Annotated in this window: 20 protein-coding genes; 7 read left to right on the forward strand and 13 right to left on the reverse strand. The window is 66.7% G+C overall.

Features of this window, described 5'->3' with window-relative positions:
- The first annotated feature begins 11 nt into the window (after positions 1–11).
- From D8676_RS00495 to D8676_RS00505, 3 genes are all read left to right on the forward strand, one after another.
- Positions 12–1157, forward strand: a complete 1146-nt coding sequence (locus tag D8676_RS00495) for a benzoate/H(+) symporter BenE family transporter (RefSeq protein WP_121578884.1) — start codon at positions 12–14, stop codon at positions 1155–1157.
- Positions 1158–1271: 114 nt separating this feature from the next.
- Positions 1272–1745 carry a DUF2852 domain-containing protein gene (locus tag D8676_RS00500; RefSeq protein ID WP_121578885.1) on the forward strand — a complete coding sequence of 158 codons (474 nt, stop codon included), beginning with the start codon at positions 1272–1274 and terminating at the stop codon, positions 1743–1745.
- A 139-nt stretch (positions 1746–1884) separates the two neighbouring features.
- Entirely contained in the window at positions 1885–2655 is a 771-nt protein-coding gene (locus D8676_RS00505) for a M48 family metallopeptidase (RefSeq protein WP_121578886.1), read from the forward strand.
- A gap of 12 nt (positions 2656–2667) precedes the next feature.
- Here D8676_RS00505 and D8676_RS00510 read toward each other — a convergent pair whose 3' ends face one another.
- From D8676_RS00510 to D8676_RS26945, 6 genes are all read right to left on the reverse strand, one after another.
- Positions 2668–3225: a DUF934 domain-containing protein gene (locus D8676_RS00510; RefSeq protein WP_121579684.1), complete on the reverse strand. Its 558-nt coding sequence runs from the start codon at positions 3223–3225 to the stop codon at positions 2668–2670.
- A 75-nt stretch (positions 3226–3300) separates the two neighbouring features.
- The gene (locus D8676_RS00515; RefSeq protein WP_121578887.1) at positions 3301–4053 is read right to left on the reverse strand and encodes a phosphoadenylyl-sulfate reductase; all 753 of its coding nucleotides are present in this window, start codon (positions 4051–4053) and stop codon (positions 3301–3303) included.
- Positions 4028–5698, reverse strand: coding sequence for a nitrite/sulfite reductase (locus D8676_RS00520; RefSeq protein WP_121578888.1), 1671 nt, complete (start codon positions 5696–5698; stop codon positions 4028–4030). Before D8676_RS00520 ends, D8676_RS00515 begins: the two co-directional genes overlap by 26 nt.
- Before the next feature lie 17 nt (positions 5699–5715).
- On the reverse strand, positions 5716–6012 hold the full coding sequence (locus D8676_RS00525; RefSeq protein WP_121578889.1) for a DUF2849 domain-containing protein: 297 nt from the start codon (positions 6010–6012) through the stop codon (positions 5716–5718).
- Entirely contained in the window at positions 6009–7457 is a 1449-nt protein-coding gene (gene cysG, locus D8676_RS00530) for a siroheme synthase CysG (RefSeq protein WP_121578890.1), read from the reverse strand. Before cysG ends, D8676_RS00525 begins: the two co-directional genes overlap by 4 nt.
- Before the next feature lie 18 nt (positions 7458–7475).
- The gene (locus D8676_RS26945; protein ID WP_147448122.1) at positions 7476–7661 is read right to left on the reverse strand and encodes a hypothetical protein; all 186 of its coding nucleotides are present in this window, start codon (positions 7659–7661) and stop codon (positions 7476–7478) included.
- A 29-nt stretch (positions 7662–7690) separates the two neighbouring features.
- On the opposite strand from D8676_RS26945, the gene D8676_RS00535 reads away from it, so the two are divergent.
- Both D8676_RS00535 and D8676_RS00540 read left to right on the forward strand, forming a co-directional pair.
- The gene (locus D8676_RS00535) at positions 7691–8140 is read left to right on the forward strand and encodes a host attachment family protein (protein WP_121578891.1); all 450 of its coding nucleotides are present in this window, start codon (positions 7691–7693) and stop codon (positions 8138–8140) included.
- 236 nt (positions 8141–8376) lie between these two features.
- On the forward strand, positions 8377–10209 hold the full coding sequence (locus D8676_RS00540) for a cation:proton antiporter (protein WP_121578892.1): 1833 nt from the start codon (positions 8377–8379) through the stop codon (positions 10207–10209).
- An 8-nt stretch (positions 10210–10217) separates the two neighbouring features.
- On the opposite strand, the gene D8676_RS00545 is transcribed toward D8676_RS00540, so the two are convergent.
- The 4 genes from D8676_RS00545 to D8676_RS00555 all read right to left on the reverse strand — a co-directional run bounded on the left by D8676_RS00545 (position 10218) and on the right by D8676_RS00555 (position 13373).
- Positions 10218–12422, reverse strand: a complete 2205-nt coding sequence (locus D8676_RS00545) for a transglycosylase domain-containing protein (RefSeq protein ID WP_121578893.1) — start codon at positions 12420–12422, stop codon at positions 10218–10220.
- Between the two features lie 112 nt (positions 12423–12534).
- Complete coding sequence (locus D8676_RS27150; protein WP_183096908.1) at positions 12535–12681, reverse strand: hypothetical protein; 147 nt, start codon at positions 12679–12681, stop codon at positions 12535–12537.
- A gap of 42 nt (positions 12682–12723) precedes the next feature.
- Positions 12724–12978, reverse strand: a complete 255-nt coding sequence (locus D8676_RS00550) for a GlsB/YeaQ/YmgE family stress response membrane protein (protein ID WP_121578894.1) — start codon at positions 12976–12978, stop codon at positions 12724–12726.
- Positions 12979–13124: 146 nt separating this feature from the next.
- Complete coding sequence (locus D8676_RS00555) at positions 13125–13373, reverse strand: hypothetical protein (RefSeq protein ID WP_121578895.1); 249 nt, start codon at positions 13371–13373, stop codon at positions 13125–13127.
- A 132-nt stretch (positions 13374–13505) separates the two neighbouring features.
- On the opposite strand from D8676_RS00555, the gene D8676_RS27155 reads away from it, so the two are divergent.
- Positions 13506–13649, forward strand: a complete 144-nt coding sequence (locus D8676_RS27155) for a hypothetical protein (RefSeq protein WP_183096909.1) — start codon at positions 13506–13508, stop codon at positions 13647–13649.
- Positions 13650–13676: 27 nt separating this feature from the next.
- Here the strand turns inward: D8676_RS27155 and D8676_RS00560 are convergent, their stop codons facing one another.
- From D8676_RS00560 to D8676_RS00570, 3 genes are all read right to left on the reverse strand, one after another.
- On the reverse strand, positions 13677–14297 hold the full coding sequence (locus D8676_RS00560) for a ribonuclease D (RefSeq protein ID WP_121578896.1): 621 nt from the start codon (positions 14295–14297) through the stop codon (positions 13677–13679).
- 21 nt (positions 14298–14318) lie between these two features.
- Positions 14319–15707 (reverse strand): M20/M25/M40 family metallo-hydrolase, encoded by a 1389-nt coding sequence (locus D8676_RS00565; protein WP_121578897.1) that lies wholly within the window; start codon positions 15705–15707, stop codon positions 14319–14321.
- Positions 15708–15781: 74 nt separating this feature from the next.
- Positions 15782–16705 carry a lipid kinase gene (locus tag D8676_RS00570; RefSeq protein WP_245426504.1) on the reverse strand — a complete coding sequence of 308 codons (924 nt, stop codon included), beginning with the start codon at positions 16703–16705 and terminating at the stop codon, positions 15782–15784.
- Positions 16706–17095: 390 nt separating this feature from the next.
- Between D8676_RS00570 and polA the strand changes: the two genes are divergently transcribed.
- The gene (polA, locus tag D8676_RS00575; protein ID WP_121578899.1) at positions 17096–20038 is read left to right on the forward strand and encodes a DNA polymerase I; all 2943 of its coding nucleotides are present in this window, start codon (positions 17096–17098) and stop codon (positions 20036–20038) included.
- The last annotated feature ends 9 nt before the right edge of the window (positions 20039–20047 follow it).

Raw genomic sequence — 20047 nt, forward strand, 5'->3', positions numbered from 1 at the left:
GGTTCCCGACCATGCGCCTTTCCATCCCCGCTTCGGCCTTCGTGGCCGCGATCGTCGGCTTCGGCGGCACTCTGGTGCTGATCATCGCGGCGTCCGACGCCGTCGGCGCCACCCAGGCCCAGACCGCAAGCGCGGTGACCGCGCTCTGCCTCGCCATGGCGGTGGAGAGCCTCTATCTGTCGTGGCGCACCAAAATGCCGGTCATCAGCGCATGGTCGACGCCGGGCGCGGCGCTCATCGGAGCCTCCAGCGGCTTCACTGTCGAGGAGGCGGTCGCCGCCTTCATCATCACCGCGCTGATGCTGATCGTCACCGGCCTGTTCCGGCCGCTGACCAGGCTGATCGCCAAAATTCCGGCCTCGGTGGCGTCGGGCATGCTCGCTGGCATCGTCGTCACCTTCGCCATAAATGCGGTGAAGACGATTCCGTCCGATCCCTGGCTCATCCTGCCGCTGATCGCCGCCTTCTTCGTCTTCCGCCTGCTCAATCCGGCGCTCTCGGTGCTCGCGGTGCTGGTCGGCGGCGGGCTGGCAGCCTTCCTCACCGGCCGCGTCGGCGGCCTGCCGGCGCCGGAACTGTCGACGCTGACCCTGATCGCGCCCGACTTCTCGCTGTCGTCCGCGGTCAGCCTGGCGCTTCCGCTCTATCTGGTCACCATGGCGTCGCAGAACCTTTCCGGCCTCGCCGTGCTGCGCGCCGCCGGCTATCACCCGGAACCCGGTCCGCTGATCACGGTCACCGGCTTGGTGTCGCTGCTCACCGCCCCTTTCGGCGCGCTCACATCCAACCTCGCCGCCATCTCGGCCGCCATCTGCACCGGGCCGGACGTCCATCCCGATCCTGCCGAGCGCTGGAAGACCGGCCCCTTCTACGCGCTGTTCTATCTGATCTTCGCCATTTTCGGCGCTTCGCTGGTCGCCATCTTCGCAGTACTGCCGCAGAGCCTCATATTGCTCGTCGCCGGCCTCGGGCTGATGGGGCCGCTCGCCAATGCGCTGGCCATCGCTTTGAAGGACGAATCCGAGCGCATGGCCGCCACCACGGCCTTTGCCGTCACCGCGTCGGGCCTCACACTCCTCGGCATCGGTTCGGCCTTCTGGGGGCTCCTGGCCGGATTGGCCGTCCTGGCGCTCGATTCCCTCAAAAAACGCCAATGATATCAAGCCGTTGTCTGGTTTTGCCTGATGCGTTCTTGAATCGCCGCTTTCATCCCCCCATTTCGATTTGAGCAGTCACGGATGACTGCCTCCAACCGAAGGAACGGGAGTGAAATGAACACGACTGCACTGATCCGTCCGGCCTGGACGCCGGCAACCATCGCGTTGATGGTGATCGGCTTCATGGTGTTCTGGCCGCTCGGCCTCGCCATGCTTGCCTACATCATCTGGGGCGACCGGCTTGACGGCTTCAAGCGCGACGTCAACCGCGCCACGGATGGCGTCTTCGCCGGCTGCCGCCGCGGCGCCAACAAGGCGCATCGCTGGGGCCACGGCCCTTCACGTACCGGCAACGTCGCCTTCGACGACTGGCGCGACAAGGAACTGGAGCGCCTCGCCGAGGAGCGCCGCAAGCTCGACGAGATGCTCGCCGAGTTCGACGAATACGCCCGCGAGCTGCGCCGTGCCAAGGACCAGGAGGAGTTCGATCGCTTCATGGCGAATCGCAAATCCAACCCGCCGGCCCCCAGGAACGGCGACAACGGTGAAAATGGCGGCAGGAACGGCCCGAATCTGCTCGACGATTGAGCAGTTCAGGCGCCCGATCCCGGGAACTATCGCCGAAATTTGATCCAGCCGAACGGCGCCGCTGACACAGCGGCGCCGTTTTTCATTTCTGCTGTCAGCCTCCCCTATTCAACAAAAAAGAATCTTGTATCGTCACGCCATGCCAATCGCGCTGCTCAAACGGACGACCGTCGGAAAAAAGACCAGTCGCTCACTGGTCAAGGAGTGTCTGCACGAGGTCGCCGGGCGAACATTGCCGCTCCGAATCGTCGAAAACGACCGCGCCAGGCAGTTGACCCTGAGGATCGACGCCGGCGGCCGCGGCCTGCGCGTCACCATCCCCCCGGGGCTGGCGCCCGGCGAGGTCAACCGCTTCCTGCGGCGCCAGCAGGACTGGCTCGAGGAGCGGCTGGCCAAGCTGCCCAAGCGTCCGCTGGTGCGCCCCGGTATCCGGATACCGCTGCGCGGCGTGCCGCATGTCATCGTCCACCTGCCCGAACGGCGCGGCACCGTGTCGGTCGGCCGCAAGGAGGACGGCACGCCCGCCCTTTTCGTGCATGGCGAGCGCGAGCACCTGCCCCGGCGGCTGGCCGATTTCCTGAAGAAGCAGGCCAAGCGGGACATCGAGGCGCTGGTGCTGAAGCACACGGGCGCCATCAACAAGCGCGCCAAATCGATACGCTTCCGCGACACGTCGAGCCGCTGGGGCTCGTGCACCTCGGACGGCAAGCTTTCCTTCTCCTGGCGCATCATGATGGCGCCGAAGCCGATCATCAACTACCTCGTCGCGCACGAGGTCGCGCATCTCAAGCAGATGAACCACGGGCCGAAGTTCTGGAAGCTCTGCGAGGAGCTCTGCCCCGACACCGAGCGCTGCAAGGACTGGCTGAAGCGCAACGGCAACGCCTTGCAGGCGATCCAGTTCGAATAAACCCTAAAAGGGCTACTGCGACGGAAGCCGGCGCCAGGAGTATTTGCCTGCCGTGGCCGAGGCCCTGGCGGCCGGCTGGTAGTAGACGCCGATGCCGCCGACCTCACCGCTCTCCAGCCGCTTGATCAGCACCGGATGCGTCACTTCGAACTCGTCGAAGCCGACCCTCAGCATGTGCGGCAGCTGGTCGATCAGCACCTGGCCGGTGGCGCGCACCCGCCCTTCGAAATTATGGCGCGAGCGCAGCAGCTCCGCCTTGGAGAAGGAACGCCCGTCGTTGAAGGCCGGGAAGGCCAGCGCCACCAGCGACAGATCGCCGAGCAGATCGGCGAGGGCGTCGAGCTTGTCGCCGGGCTGCAGCAGCACGCCCAGCCGCTCCCTGGCCGATTTGCGCTGCTCGGGGTCGAGGTCGAGGAAAGCCTGCAGCGGCAGGATGATGCGGCCGTTGCCCACCAGCGCCTCGGCGCTCTCGGCATGCGTCCATTCGTCCTCGCGGAAGCCTGCCGGGGTCCACAGGCGCGGCTGGGGCTGCTCCGGCGGGGCGCCGGCTTCGGGCTTGGTCTCGGTCATGGTGGCGAGCATATCAGCTTTTCTTCTTCCTGTTTCCAGTGCCGCCGATGGAAAGGGCACGATCGTGGACATGGGCTAGAGCGAGGCGTCGGTCAGCGAGGCGTCGAGCCCGGAGAGGTGGATGCCGCACTCGACCTTGGCCTGGCCGGCCCAGCGGCCGCTGCGGGCGTCCTCGCCGGGCTTCACCGGCTGGGTGCAGGGAAAGCAGCCGATGGAAAGATAGCCGTAGGCGACCAGCGGGTTCTCGCGCAGCCGGTGCGCCCGCATGTAGTCGGCCTGGTCCGAGGTCGTCCAGCGCGCCAGCGGATTGATGCGCACGCGCGGGCCGACCGCCTCGAACACCGGCAGCGCCGACCGTGACGCCGCCTGATGGCGCTTGCGGCCCGTGAACCAGGCGCGGAAAGGCTTGACCCCGCGTGCCAGCGGCTCGACCTTGCGAATGTCGCAGCAGGCGTCCGTATCGCTCTGATGCAGCCGGCCATCGGGGTCACGCCGTTCGAGCGCGGCCTCCTCGGGCGTCAGCACCCTGATGTCGGTCAGGCCGAAATCGGCGACCAGCGCGTCGCGATAGGTCAGCGTCTCCTCGAAATGCTTGCCGGTGTCGAGGAACAGCACCGGCAGGGTGCGGTCGACGCGCGCGATGATGTCGAGCAGGACCGCCGAATCCGCGCCGAAGGAGGATACCGCCGCGATGCCGCCGGAAAATTCCTCGCGTATCGACAGCTCTACAATCCTTTCGGCCGGCAGGTGGCCGTAGAGCGCCTCCAGGCTCGCGGCGTGGCCGAGAGCCTCAGCCTCCCCGTCACGCGGCCTTGGCTTCGCCAGCATAGAGCGCCTCCTTGAACGGCGCCGGTCCGAGCCTGCGATAGGCGTCGATGAATCTTTCGCCGGCGTCGCTGCGGATCGCGAGATAAGTCTCGACGATCGTCTCGATCGCGTCGACGATCTCGTCCGGGCCGAAGCCGCGGCCGATGATGTCGCCGATGGAGGCATTCTCGTCGGCCGAGCCTCCAAGCGTGACCTGATAGAGTTCGGCACCCTTCTTCTCCACGCCCAGTATGCCGATATGGCCGACATGGTGATGGCCGCAGGCGTTGATGCAGCCGGAGATGTTGAGCTTCAACTCGCCGATGTCGCGCTGCCGCTCCAGCGAGGCGAAGCGTGTGGCGATCTGCTGCGCCACCGGGATCGACCGTGCGTTGGCCAGGGTGCAGTAGTCGAGGCCGGGGCAGGCGATGATGTCGCTGATCAGGTCGATATTGGCGGTGGCGAGGCCGATCTCGACCAGCGCGTCATAGACCGTCTTCAGGTCGGCGCGCGCGACATGCGGCAGGACCAGGTTCTGCTCGTGGCTGACCCGCGCCTCGTCGAATGCGTATTTCTCGGCGATGTCGGCCACCGCGTCCATCTGGCTGTCCGAGATGTCGCCGGGCGTCTCGCCTATGTTCTTCAGCGAGATCGTCACCGCCGCGTAGTCGGGATGCCGATGGGTCGTGACGTTCTGGTTCAGCCAGTCGGCGAAGCTCTTCGAATCCAGCCGCGCAAGCCGCACGGCCTCGTCGCCCTCAGGCCGCTCGGGCAGGGACGGCGGCGCGAAATAGGCGTTGATCGCATCGATGTCGGCCTGGGGCAGCTTCAGTTCGCTGTCCTTCAGCGCTTCCCATTCGGCTTCGACCTGGCGGGCGAATTCTTCCGCGCCGGTTTCGTGGACGAGGATCTTGATGCGCGCCTTCCACTTGTTGTCGCGGCGGCCGGAGAGATTGTACACGCGAATGATCGCGGTGATGTAGGACAAGAGGTGCTGCTGCGGCAGGAAGTCCCTGATCTTCTTGGCGAGTATCGGCGTGCGGCCCTGGCCGCCGCCGACCCATACGGCGAAGCCCAGTTCGCCCGCCGCGTCCTTCTTCAGGTGCAGCCCGATGTCATAGGTCTGGATGGCCGCCCTGTCGCGCTCCGAGCCGGTGAACGCGATCTTGAACTTGCGCGGCAGATAGGTGAATTCCGGATGCACCGAGGACCACTGCCTGAGGATCTCGGCATAGGGCCTGGGATCGGCCGCCTCGTCCGCCGCGGCGCCGGCGAAATGATCGGCGCTGATGTTGCGGATGCAGTTGCCGCTGGTCTGCAGCGCATGCATCTCGGCCGAGGCGAGATCGGCGAGCGCGGCTGGAATGTCCGACAGCGCCGGCCAATGGAACTGGATGTTCTGCCGGGTGGTGAAATGGCCGTAGCCCCTGTCGTAGGTTCGCGCGATGTGGGCGAGCATCCTGAGCTGCCGCGACGACAGCGTGCCATAGGGAATGGCGACCCTGAGCATGTAGGCATGGAGCTGCAGGTAGACGCCGTTCATCAGCCTGAGCGGACGGAACTGGTCCTCGGTGATGTCGCCGGCCAGCCGGCGCTCGATCTGGTCCCTGAACTGCGCGACACGGGCCTGGACAAACTCGTGATCGAACTCATCGTAACGGTACATCTTCGTCTCTCGCCGTTTTATGCAGCCAGGCTGCGCGCCTGCTTGCCGAGGTCGTTGCGGACGGTGGGGCCGGCGGCGCGGATGCGTTCGCGCAGCCGCGTCGGGCGGATCACGCCGTCGACCAGCTCGATGTCGACCATCGCCACGTCGAGCACGAAGTTCGCGGCGAAGGCGGCCTTGCCGATGTCCTCGAGCCGCGCTTCCGCTTCCTTGTCGGCGGCGATCTCCGCATCGTCGATCGTCTCCGCCCAGCCGCCCCTGGCGTACCAGAGGCATTCACCGTCGGTCAGGCGATTGGCGGTGAGGATCTTCATATGCGGGCTCCCTGGGGCTCGGCCTTGGCCGCCTGCTTCCTGTGTGCGGCAAGCGGCTCGGAATGTTCAAAGTTCGCGCCGGCCACCGCGTCGCCGATGACGGTCATCACCGGTCCGTTTAGATCGGTACGGCTTTCCAGCGAGGGCAGGTCGGCAAGCGTTCCGTGGAACCGCCTGCGGCTCGCCAGGCTGGCGTTCTCGACAACGGCCACCGCCGTGTCGGGCGACAGGCCGGCCTCGATCAGCCGCGAGGCGACATCCGCCGCTACCGAGCGGCCCATATAGACGGCGACCGTCGCGCCCGAGATGGCGAGCTTCGCCCAGTCGGGCAGCGTACCACCCTTGAGGTCGTGACCGGTGGTGAAGACCATCGAGGAAGAGACGCCGCGCAGCGTCAGCGGCAGCTCGAAATCGGCGGCGGCGGCGAAGGCGGCCGTCACGCCGGGTACCACCTCGTATGAAACCCCCGCGTCGCGCAACGCGGCCATCTCCTCGCCGGCGCGTCCGAAGACCAGCGGATCGCCGGATTTCAGCCGCACCACGCGCTTGCCGTCGCGGCCTAGCTCGACCAGCAGCGCATTGATCTCGGCCTGGCTCTTCGAGTGGCAGCCCTTGCGCTTGCCGACCGACAGACGCTCGGCGTCGCGCCGGCCCATGGCGATCACGGCCTCCGGCACCAGCGCGTCGTGGACGATCACGTCTGCTTCCATCAGCAGCCGTTGCGCGCGCAGCGTCAGCAGGTCCTCGGCCCCGGGTCCGGCGCCGACCAGCGCGATATGGCCGCGCGGCGCGGTGGAGCGCGACAGCAGTTCCGAAGCGGCACGGCGGGCGCCGGCCAGGTCGCCGGCCTCGAGCGCGCGTTCTGGCGCGCCGGAGAAAAAGGCGCGCCAGAACGCGCGGCGCTCGCTTCCCTTGGCCAGCAGGTGCTCGGCGGCGACACGGAAGGAAGCGGCGAGCGCAGCGAGCGGCCCGAGCGAGGGCGACAGCAGCCTGTCGATCCTGGCGCGCACGATCTGCGCAAGCACCGGCCCGGCGCCTTCCGTGCCGATCGCCACGGCAAGCGGTGCGCGGTTGACGATGGCCGGCGTGAAGAAATCGCAGAGCTCGGGCCGGTCGACGGCGTTGACCGGGATGCCGGCGGCGCGGGCGTCTTCGACGATGCGGCGGTCGAGGCTTTCATCGCCGGATGCGGCGAAGACCAGGACGGCCCCATCGAGATGCGCCGGCGCGTATTCGGCCTCGACAAGTTCGGCGCCATTGACCGCGAGCCATTCCCGCAAGGCGGGGTCCGCATCGGCCGCCACCACGCGCAGCCTCGCGCTGGACTGCCCGAGCAGGCGCGCCTTGGCGAGCGCTTCCTCGCCGCCGCCGACGATGACCACGGCTTCGCCCTCGACCCGCATGAAAATGGGGAAGGCGTTCAGCTTGGGTACATCCTCGGTCATCGGCAGGGTCCGGCAAAATTAGCCTGCTTTTTTACCGGCAAGCGCCTGAAACCCAAAGAAACGCAGTCGCTTGGCGTCGACAGCCGCGCAATCGGTTTTGCGCGAAGCTTCCGGCGAAGGGAAAAAATTTCCGGCGGCGGTTTCGAGCCCAATTCCGAGGGCCGGAGTCACTGCCGGGAACATCGGCAGGCGGACAGCGTTCAAACTTTGCACCCCGCAACAGGAGACGCATCATGGATCGCATCGCCCTCAAGACTGGACTTTGGCTTATGGTGGCGGACGGGGAGAAGGCGTTGTTCCTGAAGAACGAGGGCGACACGGCTTATCCGAACTTCCAGGTCGTGCGCGAGATCGAGCAGGACAATCCGCCGACGCGCGAGCAGGGCACTGACCGGCCCGGCCGCCTCAGCGACGGCCCCTCGGCGCATCGCAGCGCCGTCGCCGACACCGACTGGCACAAGGTCGGCAAGGTTCGTTTCGCCGACGAAATCGCGGAGCGGCTTTACGAGATGGCACATCGCGGCGACTTCAAGGAGATCGTGCTGATCGCGCCGCCGCTGGTTCTCGGCGAACTGCGCAAGAAGGTGCATCAGGAAGTATCGAACAGAATCGTCGGCGAAATCCCCAAGACGCTCACCAACCACGCCGTCTTCGACATCGAAAAGCTTCTGCTCGCCGCCTGAGGAAGCCTGTCCGGTTTCGCCGTACTCCGGCGACACCGCTCCCGGCAGGCCATCGGCAAGGCACAGGCGTGGACGCGCCCCCGTCGGCGGCAAAATCCTCCGCCACCAGCCCGGCACTCGAAGAAATTGCGTTCGTGCCGGTTGCGCAGCGCCCCCGGCGTCACTCATAGTGATCCGGCGGGCTCCGGGTCGCTTCATTTTCCTTTCGGACGTTTTTTGAAGGTCGTTCCCAGACGATGCCTCACGCCACCCCTTTGATCGCCACCATAGTCGCCGGCCTCGGACTGGCCTTCATCTTCGGCGCGCTGGCGAACCGCTTCCGCATCCCGCCGCTTGTGGGCTATCTGATCGCCGGCGTGCTCGTCGGGCCGAACACGCCGGGCTTCGTGGCCGATCAGTCGCTGGCGGTGGAACTCGCCGAAATCGGCGTCATCCTGCTGATGTTCGGCGTCGGTCTGCACTTCTCCCTGAAGGATTTGCTGTCGGTCCGCGCGATCGCGGTGCCAGGCGCGGTGGTGCAGATCGCCTTCGCCACCGTGCTCGGCGTCGCGCTGTCATGGGCGCTCGGCTGGGAGCTCGGCGCCGGCCTCGTCTTCGGCCTGGCGCTCTCGGTCGCGTCGACCGTCGTGCTGCTCAGGGCGCTGCAGGAGCGCCGGCTGATCGAGACCGAGCGCGGACGCATCGCGGTCGGCTGGCTCATCGTCGAGGATCTCGCCATGGTGCTGGCGCTGGTCCTGCTGCCGGCACTGGCCGGCGCGCTCGGCGGCGTGAGCGAGGATGCGACGGCCAGCGGCGTCGCCGTCTTCGCCCTGCCCGCCAATCTCGGCGTCTGGGGCGTGCTTGGCGTCACGCTGGCCAAGGTGGCGGCGTTCGTCGCCCTGATGCTGGTCGTCGGGCGGCGCATCATCCCCTGGATCCTGCACTACGTCGCGCATACCGGCTCGCGCGAGCTGTTCCGCCTGTCCGTGCTCGCCATCGCGCTCGGCGTCGCCTTCGGCGCATCGCATCTCTTTGGCGTATCGCTGGCGCTCGGCGCCTTCTTCGCCGGCATGATCATGAGCGAGTCCGAACTCAGCCATCGCGCCGCGGAGGAATCGCTGCCGCTGCGCGACGCCTTCTCGGTGCTGTTCTTCGTTTCGGTCGGCATGCTGTTCGACCCGGCCAGCCTGGCCGAACATCCTTGGTCGACCCTCGCCACGCTCTTCATCATCCTGGTCGGCAAATCGGTCGCCGCCTTCCTGATCGTCATCGCGTTCCGTCACCCGGTGGGGACCGCGCTGACGATCTCCGCGAGCCTCGCGCAGATCGGCGAATTCTCCTTCATCCTCGCCGAGCTCGGCGTAGGGCTCAATCTCCTGCCGGAAGAAGGCCGCGACCTGATCCTCGCCGGCGCGATATTGTCGATCGTGTTCAACCCGCTGGTCTTCGCCGGCGTCGACAGGCTGAGGCCGTGGCTTGAAAAGCGCCTCGGCGCGGCCGTACAGCCCACCGAGCCAAAGCCGCTCGGGCCGGCCACGGAAATCGGCGCCGTCGCCGCGGCTCCCGCCCCCGCCGAAGCCAGCCCGCAGGAGGACGGCCCGCCGCCGCCGACCAAGCTCAGCGGCCACACGATCCTCATCGGCTATGGCAGGGTCGGCAACCTCGTCGGCCAGGCGCTCAAGCAGCACGGCCTGCCCTTCCTGGTCATCGAGGACGCCCTGAAGACGATCGCCAAGCTGCGCGAGGACGACATCGAGACCGTCACCGGCAACGCCGCCAATGCCGAAGTCTTCGCCGCCGCCAATGCAGCCGGCGCGCGCCGGCTGATCATCGCCATCCCCAACGCCTTCGAGGCCGGCCAGATCATCCTGCGCGCACGCGCCGCCAATCCAGCGATCGACATCGTCGCGCGCGCGCAATCCGAGGCGGAAGGCGACCACCTGACCGGGCTCGGCGCCAACACCGTGATCCTGAGCGAGCGGGAGATCGCGCGCGGCATCGTCGAGGAAGTGCTTGGCGGCAGGCCGAAGCCGGCCCTGCCGGACGAGCAGCCGGACATGCCGGGAGCGCCGGAGCCCTCAGCCGCCTGAGCGGCGACTCAGCCGCCGGTCAGGATATCGAGGATCGAGTTCGTCCGGCGCGGCGCCGGCGCGCCGACATCGCCGGGCGGCACGATGCGGCGGATCGAGGAGGTCGGCGGCTCCTCGAACTGCGGCTCGGCCTCATAGCCTGCGCTTTCGATCCGCTGCGAGGCGGGCGCTCTTTGCACCGGCTCCTGCGCCAGCGGCACGTCCGGTGTCGCCACGATCTCGCCGCCGTCCCCAGAACGCCAGTTCCCCGGCAGTTGCGCCACCGGCACGCCTTCATGGGCAGCCACCATGAACTCGTGCCAGGCCTGCGCCGGCAGGGCGCCGCCGGTCACCTTCTTCATCGGCGCGCCGTCGTCATTGCCGAACCAGACGCCGGTGGTCAGGTTCGCCGTGTAGCCTATGAACCACGCATCGCGCGATTTCTGGCTGGTGCCGGTCTTGCCCGCCGACGGCCAGGCGAAGGCAGCCTTCCTCGCGGTGCCGGTCTCCACCGTGCCGGTCATCATGGCGTTCATCATGCCGACCACCTCGGAGCGCACGACGCGCGGATTGTTGCCGCCGGTGAACTCGTAGAGGACCTCACCCTCGGTGGTGGTGATGCGTCGCACGAAATGCACGTCCGGCCGGTAGCCGCCATTGGCGAAGGGCACATAGGCCGCCGTCAACTCGAGCGGGGTCACCTCCGAGGTGCCGAGCGCGATCGAGGTGTTGGCCTGCAGCGTGGACTCGATGCCCATGCGGTGCGCCGCCTCGACCACGGCCTCCGGCCCGACCTCCATGGTGAGTTGCGCCGCCACCGAGTTCAGCGATTTCGCCAGCGCGGTCGCCAGCGTCACCTTGCCGAAATACTTGCCGTTGTAGTTCTCCGGCGTCCACTTGCCGATCCGGATCGGCGCGTCGTTCCGGACGCTGTCCGGCGTCCGGCCCTGCTCCAGCGCGGCCATGAAGACGAAAGGCTTGAAGGCCGAGCCCGGCTGCCGGCGCGCTTCCGAGGCGCGGTCGAACTGGCTGTTGGCGTAATCGTAGCCGCCGACCATCGCGCGCACGGCGCCCGAATTGTCGATCGAGACCAGAGCGCCTTGGCTGACATTCAGCGTCTTGCTGTTCTCGTCGACCAGCCGCCGGATCGATTTTTCGGCCAGTTCCTGCAGGTCGAGATCGACGGTCGTGTCGACGATGATGTCTGTCCTGACCTCGCCCATCAGGCCGGGCAGCTCTTCCATGACGCGGTCGGCGACATAGTTCTCGGAGCCGGTCCAGTACGCGGGCGCGCGCGTCGCCGGCGCGCTCATCGCGGTGGTCAGCTCCTTGTCGCCGATCATCTTCTCGTCGCGCATGGCGGCGAGCACGAGCTGCGCGCGCTCCTCGGCCGCCTTCGGATCGCGTGCCGGCGAAAGCCTGGACGGCGCCTTCAGGAGGCCGGCGAGCAGCGCCGCCTCCGACAGCGTCACGTCGCGCGCGGACTTTCCGAAATAGCGCCGCGACGCCGCCTCGACGCCATAGGCGCCCGAGCCGAAATAGACCCGGTTGAGGTACATTTCGAGGATCTGGTCCTTGGAGTGCTCGTGCTCCAGCCAGAAGGCGAGCAGCACTTCCTGCACCTTGCGCTCGATGGTCCGGTCCGGCTTCAGGAAGAGGTTCTTCGCCAGCTGCTGCGTCAGCGTCGAGCCGCCCTGCGAGAAGTGCCCGCTGGTCAGGTTGGTGACCATAGCGCGCGCGAACCCGATCGGGTCGACGCCGAAATGCGAATAGAAACGGCGGTCCTCGATCGCCATCACCGCTTGCGGGATGTAGGGCGACATCTCGTGCAGCCCGATCGCCTCGCCGCCGGTCATGCCGCGGTTGGCGAGCAGCCTGCCGTCGACCGAGACGATCTTGATGTTGGGCGAGCGGTCCGGAATGGACCATGTCGTCGCCGCCGGCATCTTGGCGCCGTAATAGACGACGACGCCGGCAGCCGCGATGCCGCCCCAGATCATCAGAACAAAGGCCCAGTAGAAAAGCCTGCCGAAGCGGCCGAGAAGGCTGCCGCGCCGCGGCTTGGCCTTGCTGCCGCGCGAGCGCGAGCCGCTTGCCGTCTTCCTGGCTGTTTTTTTCGAGCGCTGGGCCGGCACGACGCGGTCCTCCTCGCTGACGGACAGACCGCGTGCGGTCTTGCCTTTCGCCGGCCCGTCGAATGTCGGCTCGATGCGCCGGTCGGTTCTTTTCGCCATGAAGTATGCTGGTCCAATCCCGAAGCTGGCTTCGGTTGGAAGCTAAATGCGGCAATTTAAGGTGGGGTTAAGTGCGGCCTGACCGCACGGCCGCCGCAGGCCTGCCCGGATCTCAGTTCTCTTCGACTGAAATGCCGGATTCGTCGATCCTCAGCTCGACGCCGGAAGGCTTGGATTCCTCGCGCCAGACATAGATGCCGAGCGCGACCACCACCACGATGAGCGCGCCGATGATCAGATAAAGCGAATTCGTTCTCATCGGCGCCGCCCTTGTTGTTGTCAGTGTCAGCCTCGGCTGAGGTCAGGCCCGCTTCACGAGCCGGATGATCAAGAGAAGGATGACCGCGCCGATGACCGCATTGATGATGTCGGCAATGATGCCGCCGCCGATGACGAGACCGATGCGCGGCAGCAGCCAGCCGGCGATCAAGGCGCCGACGATACCGACGACGATGTTGCCGAGCAGTCCGAATCCAAAGCCTTTGACGATCAGGCCGGCGAGCCAGCCGGCGATCGCGCCGACGATGAGGAAGACGATAAGACTTTCAATGCCCATGACAATTCCCCTCCAGTTGGGAGCGCAACGTCGAAACGGCACGGCGCGCGAATCGGTCACGCATGCGAATCACCATACCCGGAAAACGCGAATCCGACGAGACAAGGGTTGTGGACGCCGCCCTATCCCGTTCGACGAACCAGGCTCTATTCGTCCTCGTCGCCGCTGTCGGCCGGTTTCCAGCCATGCGGCTCGATGCGCTTCTGGGTATCGCTGTCGACATAGGCCCACCAGCCGGCGTCGCTTTCGTCCCAGTCGCCGCCCGCCTGCTTCAGGCGCTCGGGTGCGCGGTACTGCGCGATGCTCTCGTTTTCCTGCCCGTCGCGGTCGGTCCACAGCACCGTGATCTTGCGCCCGTCGCGGGGCGCGGTTTCCATCGGTTTCGGCTCGGCCATCAAGTCCTCCTGCTCGGCCCAACATAGGCCAGCCGCTCTAAATGTCCCAGCGGCGAATTGGTTTCGCCTTCTGCGGAACGATCCGCGCCGACGCGGATTGTGGCCGCAGACGCTCGAATCCGGGGAACCCCAATGAAACGCATACTGCTCCTCCTCGCCGGCTACGCCCTCTATCGCTGGTGGACCAGAGAGCCGCCGGAACAGCCGGAGGGACCGCCTATCGCGCTGCCGCCGCCGCAAAAGCGCAAGCCGGCGGAGCGACGGGCCGCGAACTGAGCGCCGATCGAGCCGCTGGGCCCGCGCTCAGCTATGGGCGAAGATGTCTTCTTCCGGCCAGCCCATCAGGTCGAGCTTCGCCCGCGTCGGCAGGAAGCGGAAGCACGCCTCCGCCTCGCTCGTGCGGTTTTCCCGCGCCAGCCGTGCCGAGAGCGCCTCGCGCAGCCGGTGCAGATAGAGCACGTCGGATGCCGCATATTCGAGCTGTTCGGGCGTCAGCGTCTCGGCCGCCCAGTCGGACGACTGCTGCTGCTTGGACAGGGTGACGCCGAGCAGTTCGGAGCAGATGTCCTTCAGCCCATGCCGGTCCGTATAGGTACGCGTCAGCCGCGACGCGATCTTGGTGCAGAACACCGGCTCCGCCATGGCGCCGAGCGCATGGTAGAGCACCGCGATGTCGAAGCGCCCGTAGTGGAAGATCTTGGTGATCGAGCTGTCTCTGAGCAGACGGACGAGGTTCGGCGCCTCCCGCTGTCCGGGCGCGATCTGGATGACGTCCGCCGTTCCATCGCCCGGCGAGATCTGCACCACGCAGAGCCGGTCGCGGTGCGGGTTGAGGCCCAGCGTCTCGGTGTCGATGGCGACCGCCGGAACGGCGTATCGGGAGAGGTCGGGAAGGTCGTGCTTGTGGAAGCGGATGTCGGTCATCTGGTTAACCCTGGAGTGAAGCTAGCGGGACAGGGCGTCGAGAATGCGCGCCCAGGAGCGCTGCCCCCGGTGGAAGGAGTTGAGGTCGTATTTCTCGTTCGGCGAGTGGATGCGGTCGTCGGAGAGTGCGAAGCCGACCAATAGCGATTCCATGCCGAGATAGGTGCGGAAGTCGCCGACGATCGGGATCGAGCCGCCGCTGCCCACCATCACCGCCGGCTTCGGCCACTCGTCGGAGAGCGCCGCCTTCGCCTTGGCGAGGAAAGGCGAGTCGTAGGAAAGCTGGATCGCCGGCGAGCCGCCATGCGGGTGGAACTCGACCGTGCAATCCTTGGGCAGCCGCTCGCGCACGAACTTGCGGAACGCCTCGCGGATCTTCGCGGGGTCCTGCTTGTGCACCAGGCGGAACGACACCTTTGCCTGGGCTTCCGCCGCGATCACCGTCTTGAAGCCCTTGCCGGTGTAGCCGCCGGAAATGCCGTTGAACTCGGCGGTCGGCCGCGCCCACACCATCTCCAACACGGAGCGGCCTTCCTCGCCTGCCGGCTCTGAGAGGCCTATCGGGCCGAGGAAGTTTTCCGCGGTCGTGCCGAGCGTCTCCCACGACTTCAGCACCTGGCTCGGCGTCTCCTCGACGCCGTCGTAGAAGCCCGGGATGGTGACGCGGCCGTTCTCGTCGTGCACGTCCGCCAGTATGGCGGCGAGAACCCGGATCGGATTGGCTGCCGGCCCGCCATACATGCCCGAATGCAGGTCGCGGTTCGCCGCCTTGATGGTGATCTCCTCGCCGACCAGCCCGCGCAGCGAGGCGCAGATCGAAGGCGTCTCGGGGTCGAACATGTCGGTGTCGCACACCAGCGCGAAATCGGCCGTGAGTTCTTCCTTGTTGGCCTCGAGGAAAGGCTTCAGCGAAGGCGATCCGCTCTCCTCCTCGCCCTCGAACAGGATGCTGACGCGGCAGGGCAGTTGCCCGTGCTCGGCCTTCCATGCCCGGCAGGCCTCGACGAACAGCATCAGCTGTCCCTTGTCGTCGGAGGAGCCGCGGCCGGTGATCACCTTGCGGCCCGGCTCGATCTCCTTGACCTCGGGCAGGAACGGCGCGGTTTCCCAGAGCTCGACCGGATCGACCGGCTGCACGTCGTAGTGGCCGTAGAAGAGGACATGCGGGCTGTCGGGACGCGGGCCGGGGTGATGCGCAACCACCATCGGGTGGCCCGGCGTCTGCCGCACGCTGGCCTCGAAGCCGATCGTGGCGAGGTCGTTGACCAGCCATTCGGCGGCCTTGCGGCACTCCACGGCATAGGCCGGGTCGGTCGAGATCGACTGGATCCGGAGCAGCGAGAACAGGCGCTCCAGGCTGTCGTCGAGATGCTTGTCGATATGGTCGAGAACGGGGGAAAGCACGGGCATTCGGGGTTCCTGTACGGGCTGCCAGCCGTCCTACAACAAGCCCGCCGGGAAGGAAACCGCGCCCGGCGACGCGTTCAGGCGGCTGCCCTGACCGCCTGCGGCTGGTCGACGCGCGATGCCGGCGGCGCAAGCACCGTTATCGCCTCGGGATGGACCAGGAACTTCGCCGGCGTCGAGGTGACGATCTCGCCGTCGGTGTTGATCGGCATCGGCCGCTTGGTCTCGATCTCGAACTCGTCGCTCTTGGCGGTGCGCACCTCCTTCCACGCGCCATGCGTGCCGCTCCGGAAGGAACGCAGCATGCCGGCGAGCTTCCACACCCGGTTCATTTCCAGGCTGTAGAGGTCGAGATGGCCGTCATCGATCTCGGCGTTCGCCTCGATCACGTTGCCGCCGCCATAGTGGCGGCCGTTGCCGACGGCGATCTGGAACGTCTTCACCGTGCTGACGCTCCCCTTCTCCCGTATCGTCGCGGTGAACGGACGCGCTTTCGTCAGCACCTTCGCCGCGGCGAGCGCGTAGCCGAAGCGGCCGAAACGCTTCTTCAGCGTCGGGTCCAGGCCCTGCGCCAGTTCGGCGCTGAGCCCGATGCTCGCCACGTTGAAGAAGGCGTAGCCGTTGACGGAGCCGAGGTCGATCTTGCGGGTGTTGCCGGCCAGGATCACGTCCGCGGCCTGGCTGAGATCCATCGGGATGCCGAGCGTGCGGGCAAGGTCGTTGGCGGTGCCCATCGGGATGATGCCGAGCGGCAGGCCGCATTCCTCGACCGCCAGCGCGCCCGATGCGATGGTGCCGTCGCCGCCGCACAGGATGATGAGATCGGCGCTCTCGCGCAGCCTGACGATGTCGCGGGCGATCTCGGGAAGCGCCTCGAACGGCTCGATGGTGACGTCGAGGCCGCCCCTGTGCAGCCGCCCGACGACCGCATCGATTGCCTCGCCGCCCCGGCGCGCCTTCGGATTGACGAGAAGCAGCGCTCTTTTCTTGACCCTTTTCAAGGCTCGCCTTTCTTCGGATTGCTTCTGGACAGGGATATGGGGCGAAATGAGCGCTTGAATAAGGCCGTCGGACCCCAGACATAAAAATGCCGCCGTGGCGGAGGGGACAACCACGGCGGCCTTACTACAAATCGCAGCAGCCCGGAGAGGGGGATGAGGCTGCCGCATTGTGTCCGGTCTAGGCGGGGGACGGGCCATACTCCGGACTTCGGCAAAAACGCCGATGCACCGTATTTGGAGAGGGGAACGTGGCGATTCAAGGGCACGAACATTACAGTTGCGTAACAAACCCGTGAGGCCTTGCCCCGCTTGGGTTTGACCGTCAGGAGAGATTCCCGCGCCGCGCCTTTGCGGTGGACACTGTGATGAGCCCGCGCTACGGCTTCGCCCATGAAAAATGGCGACCATCTCTTCCTCGTCGACGGTTCCGGCTACATCTTCCGCGCCTACCACGCGCTGCCGCCCCTCAACCGCAAATCGGACGGGCTGCCGACCAGCGCGGTGCTCGGCTTCTGCAACATGGTGTGGAAGCTGATGCAGGACGCCCGCAACACCGATGTCGGGGTGACGCCGACCCATTTCGCGGTCATTTTCGACTATTCGTCGAAAACCTTCCGCAACGAACTCTACGCCGACTACAAGGCCAACCGCTCGGCGCCGCCCGACGACCTGATCCCGCAGTTCGGACTCATCCGCGAGGCGACGCGGGCGTTCAACCTGCCCTGCATCGAGATGGAGGGCTTCGAGGCCGACGACATCATCGCCACCTATGCCAGGCTCGCCAATGAGGCCGGCGCCGACACCACCATCATCTCCTCCGACAAGGACCTGATGCAGCTCGTCGGTCCCACCGTCTCGATGTACGACCCGATGAAGGACCGCCAGATCGGCGTTCCCGAGGTCATCGAGAAATGGGGCGTGCCGCCCGAGAAGATGATCGACCTACAGGCGATGATGGGCGATTCCGTCGACAACGTGCCCGGCGTCCCCGGCATCGGCCAGAAGACCGCCGCGCAGCTTCTCGAACAGTTCGGCGATCTCGACACGCTGCTCGCCCGCGCCGGAGAGATCAAGCAGGAGAAGCGCCGGCAGACGATCATCGACAATGCCGACAAGGCGCGCATCTCGCGCGAGCTGGTCAGGCTGAAGAACGACGTGCCGATGACCGAAGGGCTCGACGAGCTGGTGCTGCAGCAGCCGGACGGCCCCAAGCTGATCGCCTTCCTGAAGACGATGGAGTTCTCGACGCTGACGCGGCGCGTCGCCGAGGCGACCGGCACCGATGCGGCCGAGGTCGCGCCGGCCCCTGTCGTCGTCGACCTGACCGATGTGCACGGCCCCGACGTCGGCGCCGGGGCGCCGCGGGCGGAAGCGGCTGCCGAGGATGCGGACGCCGCGCCGGCCAGCGCGCCCGTCACCAACGGCAAGGTCAGCACGCCGACCCAGCTCGCCGGCGCGCGGGCACAGGCCGCGGCGGGCGTCAAGATCGACCACAAGCGTTATGCCTGCATCCGCCATCGCGCCGAGCTCGAAGCCTGGATCGCCGAGGCACGCGAAACGGGCATCGTCGCCTTCCGCACCGAGACCACCTCGCTCGATCCCATGCAGGCCGAGCCGGTCGGCTTCGCGCTTGCCGTCAAGCCCGGAAAGGCGGCCTACATCCCGGTCGGCCACCGCTCCAGCGCGGAGGACCTCCTGGGTGGCGGGCGCGCCGACGACCAGATGTCGGTCGACGAGGCGCTCACAGCGCTTGAGCCGCTGCTTGCCGACCGCTCCGTCCTCAAGATCGGCCACAACATCAAATATGACTGGCTGACCATGCACCGGAAGGGCATCGACGTCGCTCCCTTCGACGACACGATGCTGATCTCCTACGCGATCGGCGCCAACACCGGCTCGCAGGACATCAATGCGCTGGCCGAGCGCTGGCTCGGCCATGCGATGATCCCCTTCAAGGATGTCGTCGGATCGGGCAGGAACCTGATCCCCTTCGACCTCGTCGAGATCGAGCGTGCGACCACCTACGCCACCGAGGGCGCCGACATCGCGCTGCGCCTCTGGCAGATATTGAAGCCGAAGCTCGTCGCCGACGGGCTGGTCTCCGTCTACGAGCGGCTGGAGCGGCCGCTGGTGCCGGTGCTGGCCCGCATGGAGGAACGCGGCATCTCGGTCGACCGGCAGATGCTCAGCCGGCTGTCGGGCGAGTTCGCGCAACGCGCCGCCGCGCTCGAGGAAGACGTCTACGCCGCCGCCGGCGAACGCTTCACCATCGGCTCGCCGAAACAGCTCGGCGACATATTGTTCGGCAAGATGGGGGTGCCGGGCGGCGCCAAGACCAAATCCGGCCAGTGGTCGACCACCGCGCAGCGTCTCGAGGAACTCGCCGCCGAAGGCTACGAGCTGCCGCGCCGCATCGTCGACTGGCGCCAGCTCACCAAGCTGAAGTCGACCTATACCGACGCGCTGCCGGAATACATCAATCCGGAGACGAAGCGCCTGCACACGTCCTATGCGCTGGCCTCGACGCCGACCGGCCGCATCTCGTCGTCCGAACCCAACCTGCAGAACATTCCGATCCGCACCGCCGAGGGCCGGCGCATCCGCACCGCCTTCATCGCCGACCCCGGCAACAAGCTGGTCTCGGCCGACTACAGCCAGATCGAGCTGCGCGTGCTCGCCCACATCGCCGACATACCGCAGCTCCGCCAGGCCTTCGAGGACGGCGTCGACATCCACGCCATGACCGCATCCGAGATGTTCGGCGTGCCGGTCGAGGGCATGCCATCGGAGGTGCGCCGGCGCGCCAAGGCGATCAATTTCGGCATCATCTACGGCATCTCGGCCTTCGGCCTCGCCAACCAGCTCTCCATCGAGCGCTCGGAGGCCGGCGACTACATCAAGAAATATTTCGAGCGCTTCCCCGGCATCCGCGATTACATGGACAGCCGCAAGCAGATGGCGCGCGACAAGGGTTATGTGGAGACCATCTTCGGCCGCCGCATCCACTATCCGGAGATCCGCGCTTCCAATCCGTCGATCCGCTCCTTCAACGAGCGCGCCTCGATCAACGCGCCGATCCAGGGTTCCGCGGCCGACATCATCCGCCGGGCCATGATCCGCATGGAAGATGCGCTCGCCAAGGAGAAGCTGTCGGCGCGCATGCTCCTGCAGGTGCATGACGAACTGATCTTCGAAGTCGCCGAGGAAGAGGTCGCCGCAACGCTGCCCGTCATCAAGACGGTCATGGAGGGGTCGGCCATGCCGGCGGTGGCGCTGAAGGTGCCGCTAGCCGTCGACGCCCGCGCCGCCGACAATTGGGACGAGGCGCACTAACCGCAACGG

Source organism: Mesorhizobium sp. YM1C-6-2 (genome assembly GCF_003666685.1).
Classification (GTDB): Bacteria; Pseudomonadota; Alphaproteobacteria; order Rhizobiales; family Rhizobiaceae; genus Mesorhizobium_K.

Bases quoted from the DNA above. Each gene is read 5' to 3' on its own strand.
- D8676_RS00495 (WP_121578884.1), top strand. From the start codon at position 12: ATGCGCCTTTCCATCCCCGCTTCGGCCTTCGTGGCCGCGATCGTCGGC.
- D8676_RS00500 (WP_121578885.1), top strand. From the start codon at position 1,272: ATGAACACGACTGCACTGATCCGTCCGGCCTGGACGCCGGCAACCATC.
- D8676_RS00505 (WP_121578886.1), top strand. From the start codon at position 1,885: ATGCCAATCGCGCTGCTCAAACGGACGACCGTCGGAAAAAAGACCAGT.
- D8676_RS00510 (WP_121579684.1), bottom strand. From the start codon at position 3,225: ATGACCGAGACCAAGCCCGAAGCCGGCGCCCCGCCGGAGCAGCCCCAG.
- D8676_RS00515 (WP_121578887.1), bottom strand. From the start codon at position 4,053: ATGCTGGCGAAGCCAAGGCCGCGTGACGGGGAGGCTGAGGCTCTCGGC.
- D8676_RS00520 (WP_121578888.1), bottom strand. From the start codon at position 5,698: ATGTACCGTTACGATGAGTTCGATCACGAGTTTGTCCAGGCCCGTGTC.
- D8676_RS00525 (WP_121578889.1), bottom strand. From the start codon at position 6,012: ATGAAGATCCTCACCGCCAATCGCCTGACCGACGGTGAATGCCTCTGG.
- cysG (WP_121578890.1), bottom strand. From the start codon at position 7,457: ATGACCGAGGATGTACCCAAGCTGAACGCCTTCCCCATTTTCATGCGG.
- D8676_RS00535 (WP_121578891.1), top strand. From the start codon at position 7,691: ATGGATCGCATCGCCCTCAAGACTGGACTTTGGCTTATGGTGGCGGAC.
- D8676_RS00540 (WP_121578892.1), top strand. From the start codon at position 8,377: ATGCCTCACGCCACCCCTTTGATCGCCACCATAGTCGCCGGCCTCGGA.
- D8676_RS00545 (WP_121578893.1), bottom strand. From the start codon at position 12,422: ATGGCGAAAAGAACCGACCGGCGCATCGAGCCGACATTCGACGGGCCG.
- D8676_RS27150 (WP_183096908.1), bottom strand. From the start codon at position 12,681: ATGAGAACGAATTCGCTTTATCTGATCATCGGCGCGCTCATCGTGGTG.
- D8676_RS00550 (WP_121578894.1), bottom strand. From the start codon at position 12,978: ATGGGCATTGAAAGTCTTATCGTCTTCCTCATCGTCGGCGCGATCGCC.
- D8676_RS00555 (WP_121578895.1), bottom strand. From the start codon at position 13,373: ATGGCCGAGCCGAAACCGATGGAAACCGCGCCCCGCGACGGGCGCAAG.
- D8676_RS27155 (WP_183096909.1), top strand. From the start codon at position 13,506: ATGAAACGCATACTGCTCCTCCTCGCCGGCTACGCCCTCTATCGCTGG.
- D8676_RS00560 (WP_121578896.1), bottom strand. From the start codon at position 14,297: ATGACCGACATCCGCTTCCACAAGCACGACCTTCCCGACCTCTCCCGA.
- D8676_RS00565 (WP_121578897.1), bottom strand. From the start codon at position 15,707: ATGCCCGTGCTTTCCCCCGTTCTCGACCATATCGACAAGCATCTCGAC.
- polA (WP_121578899.1), top strand. From the start codon at position 17,096: ATGAAAAATGGCGACCATCTCTTCCTCGTCGACGGTTCCGGCTACATC.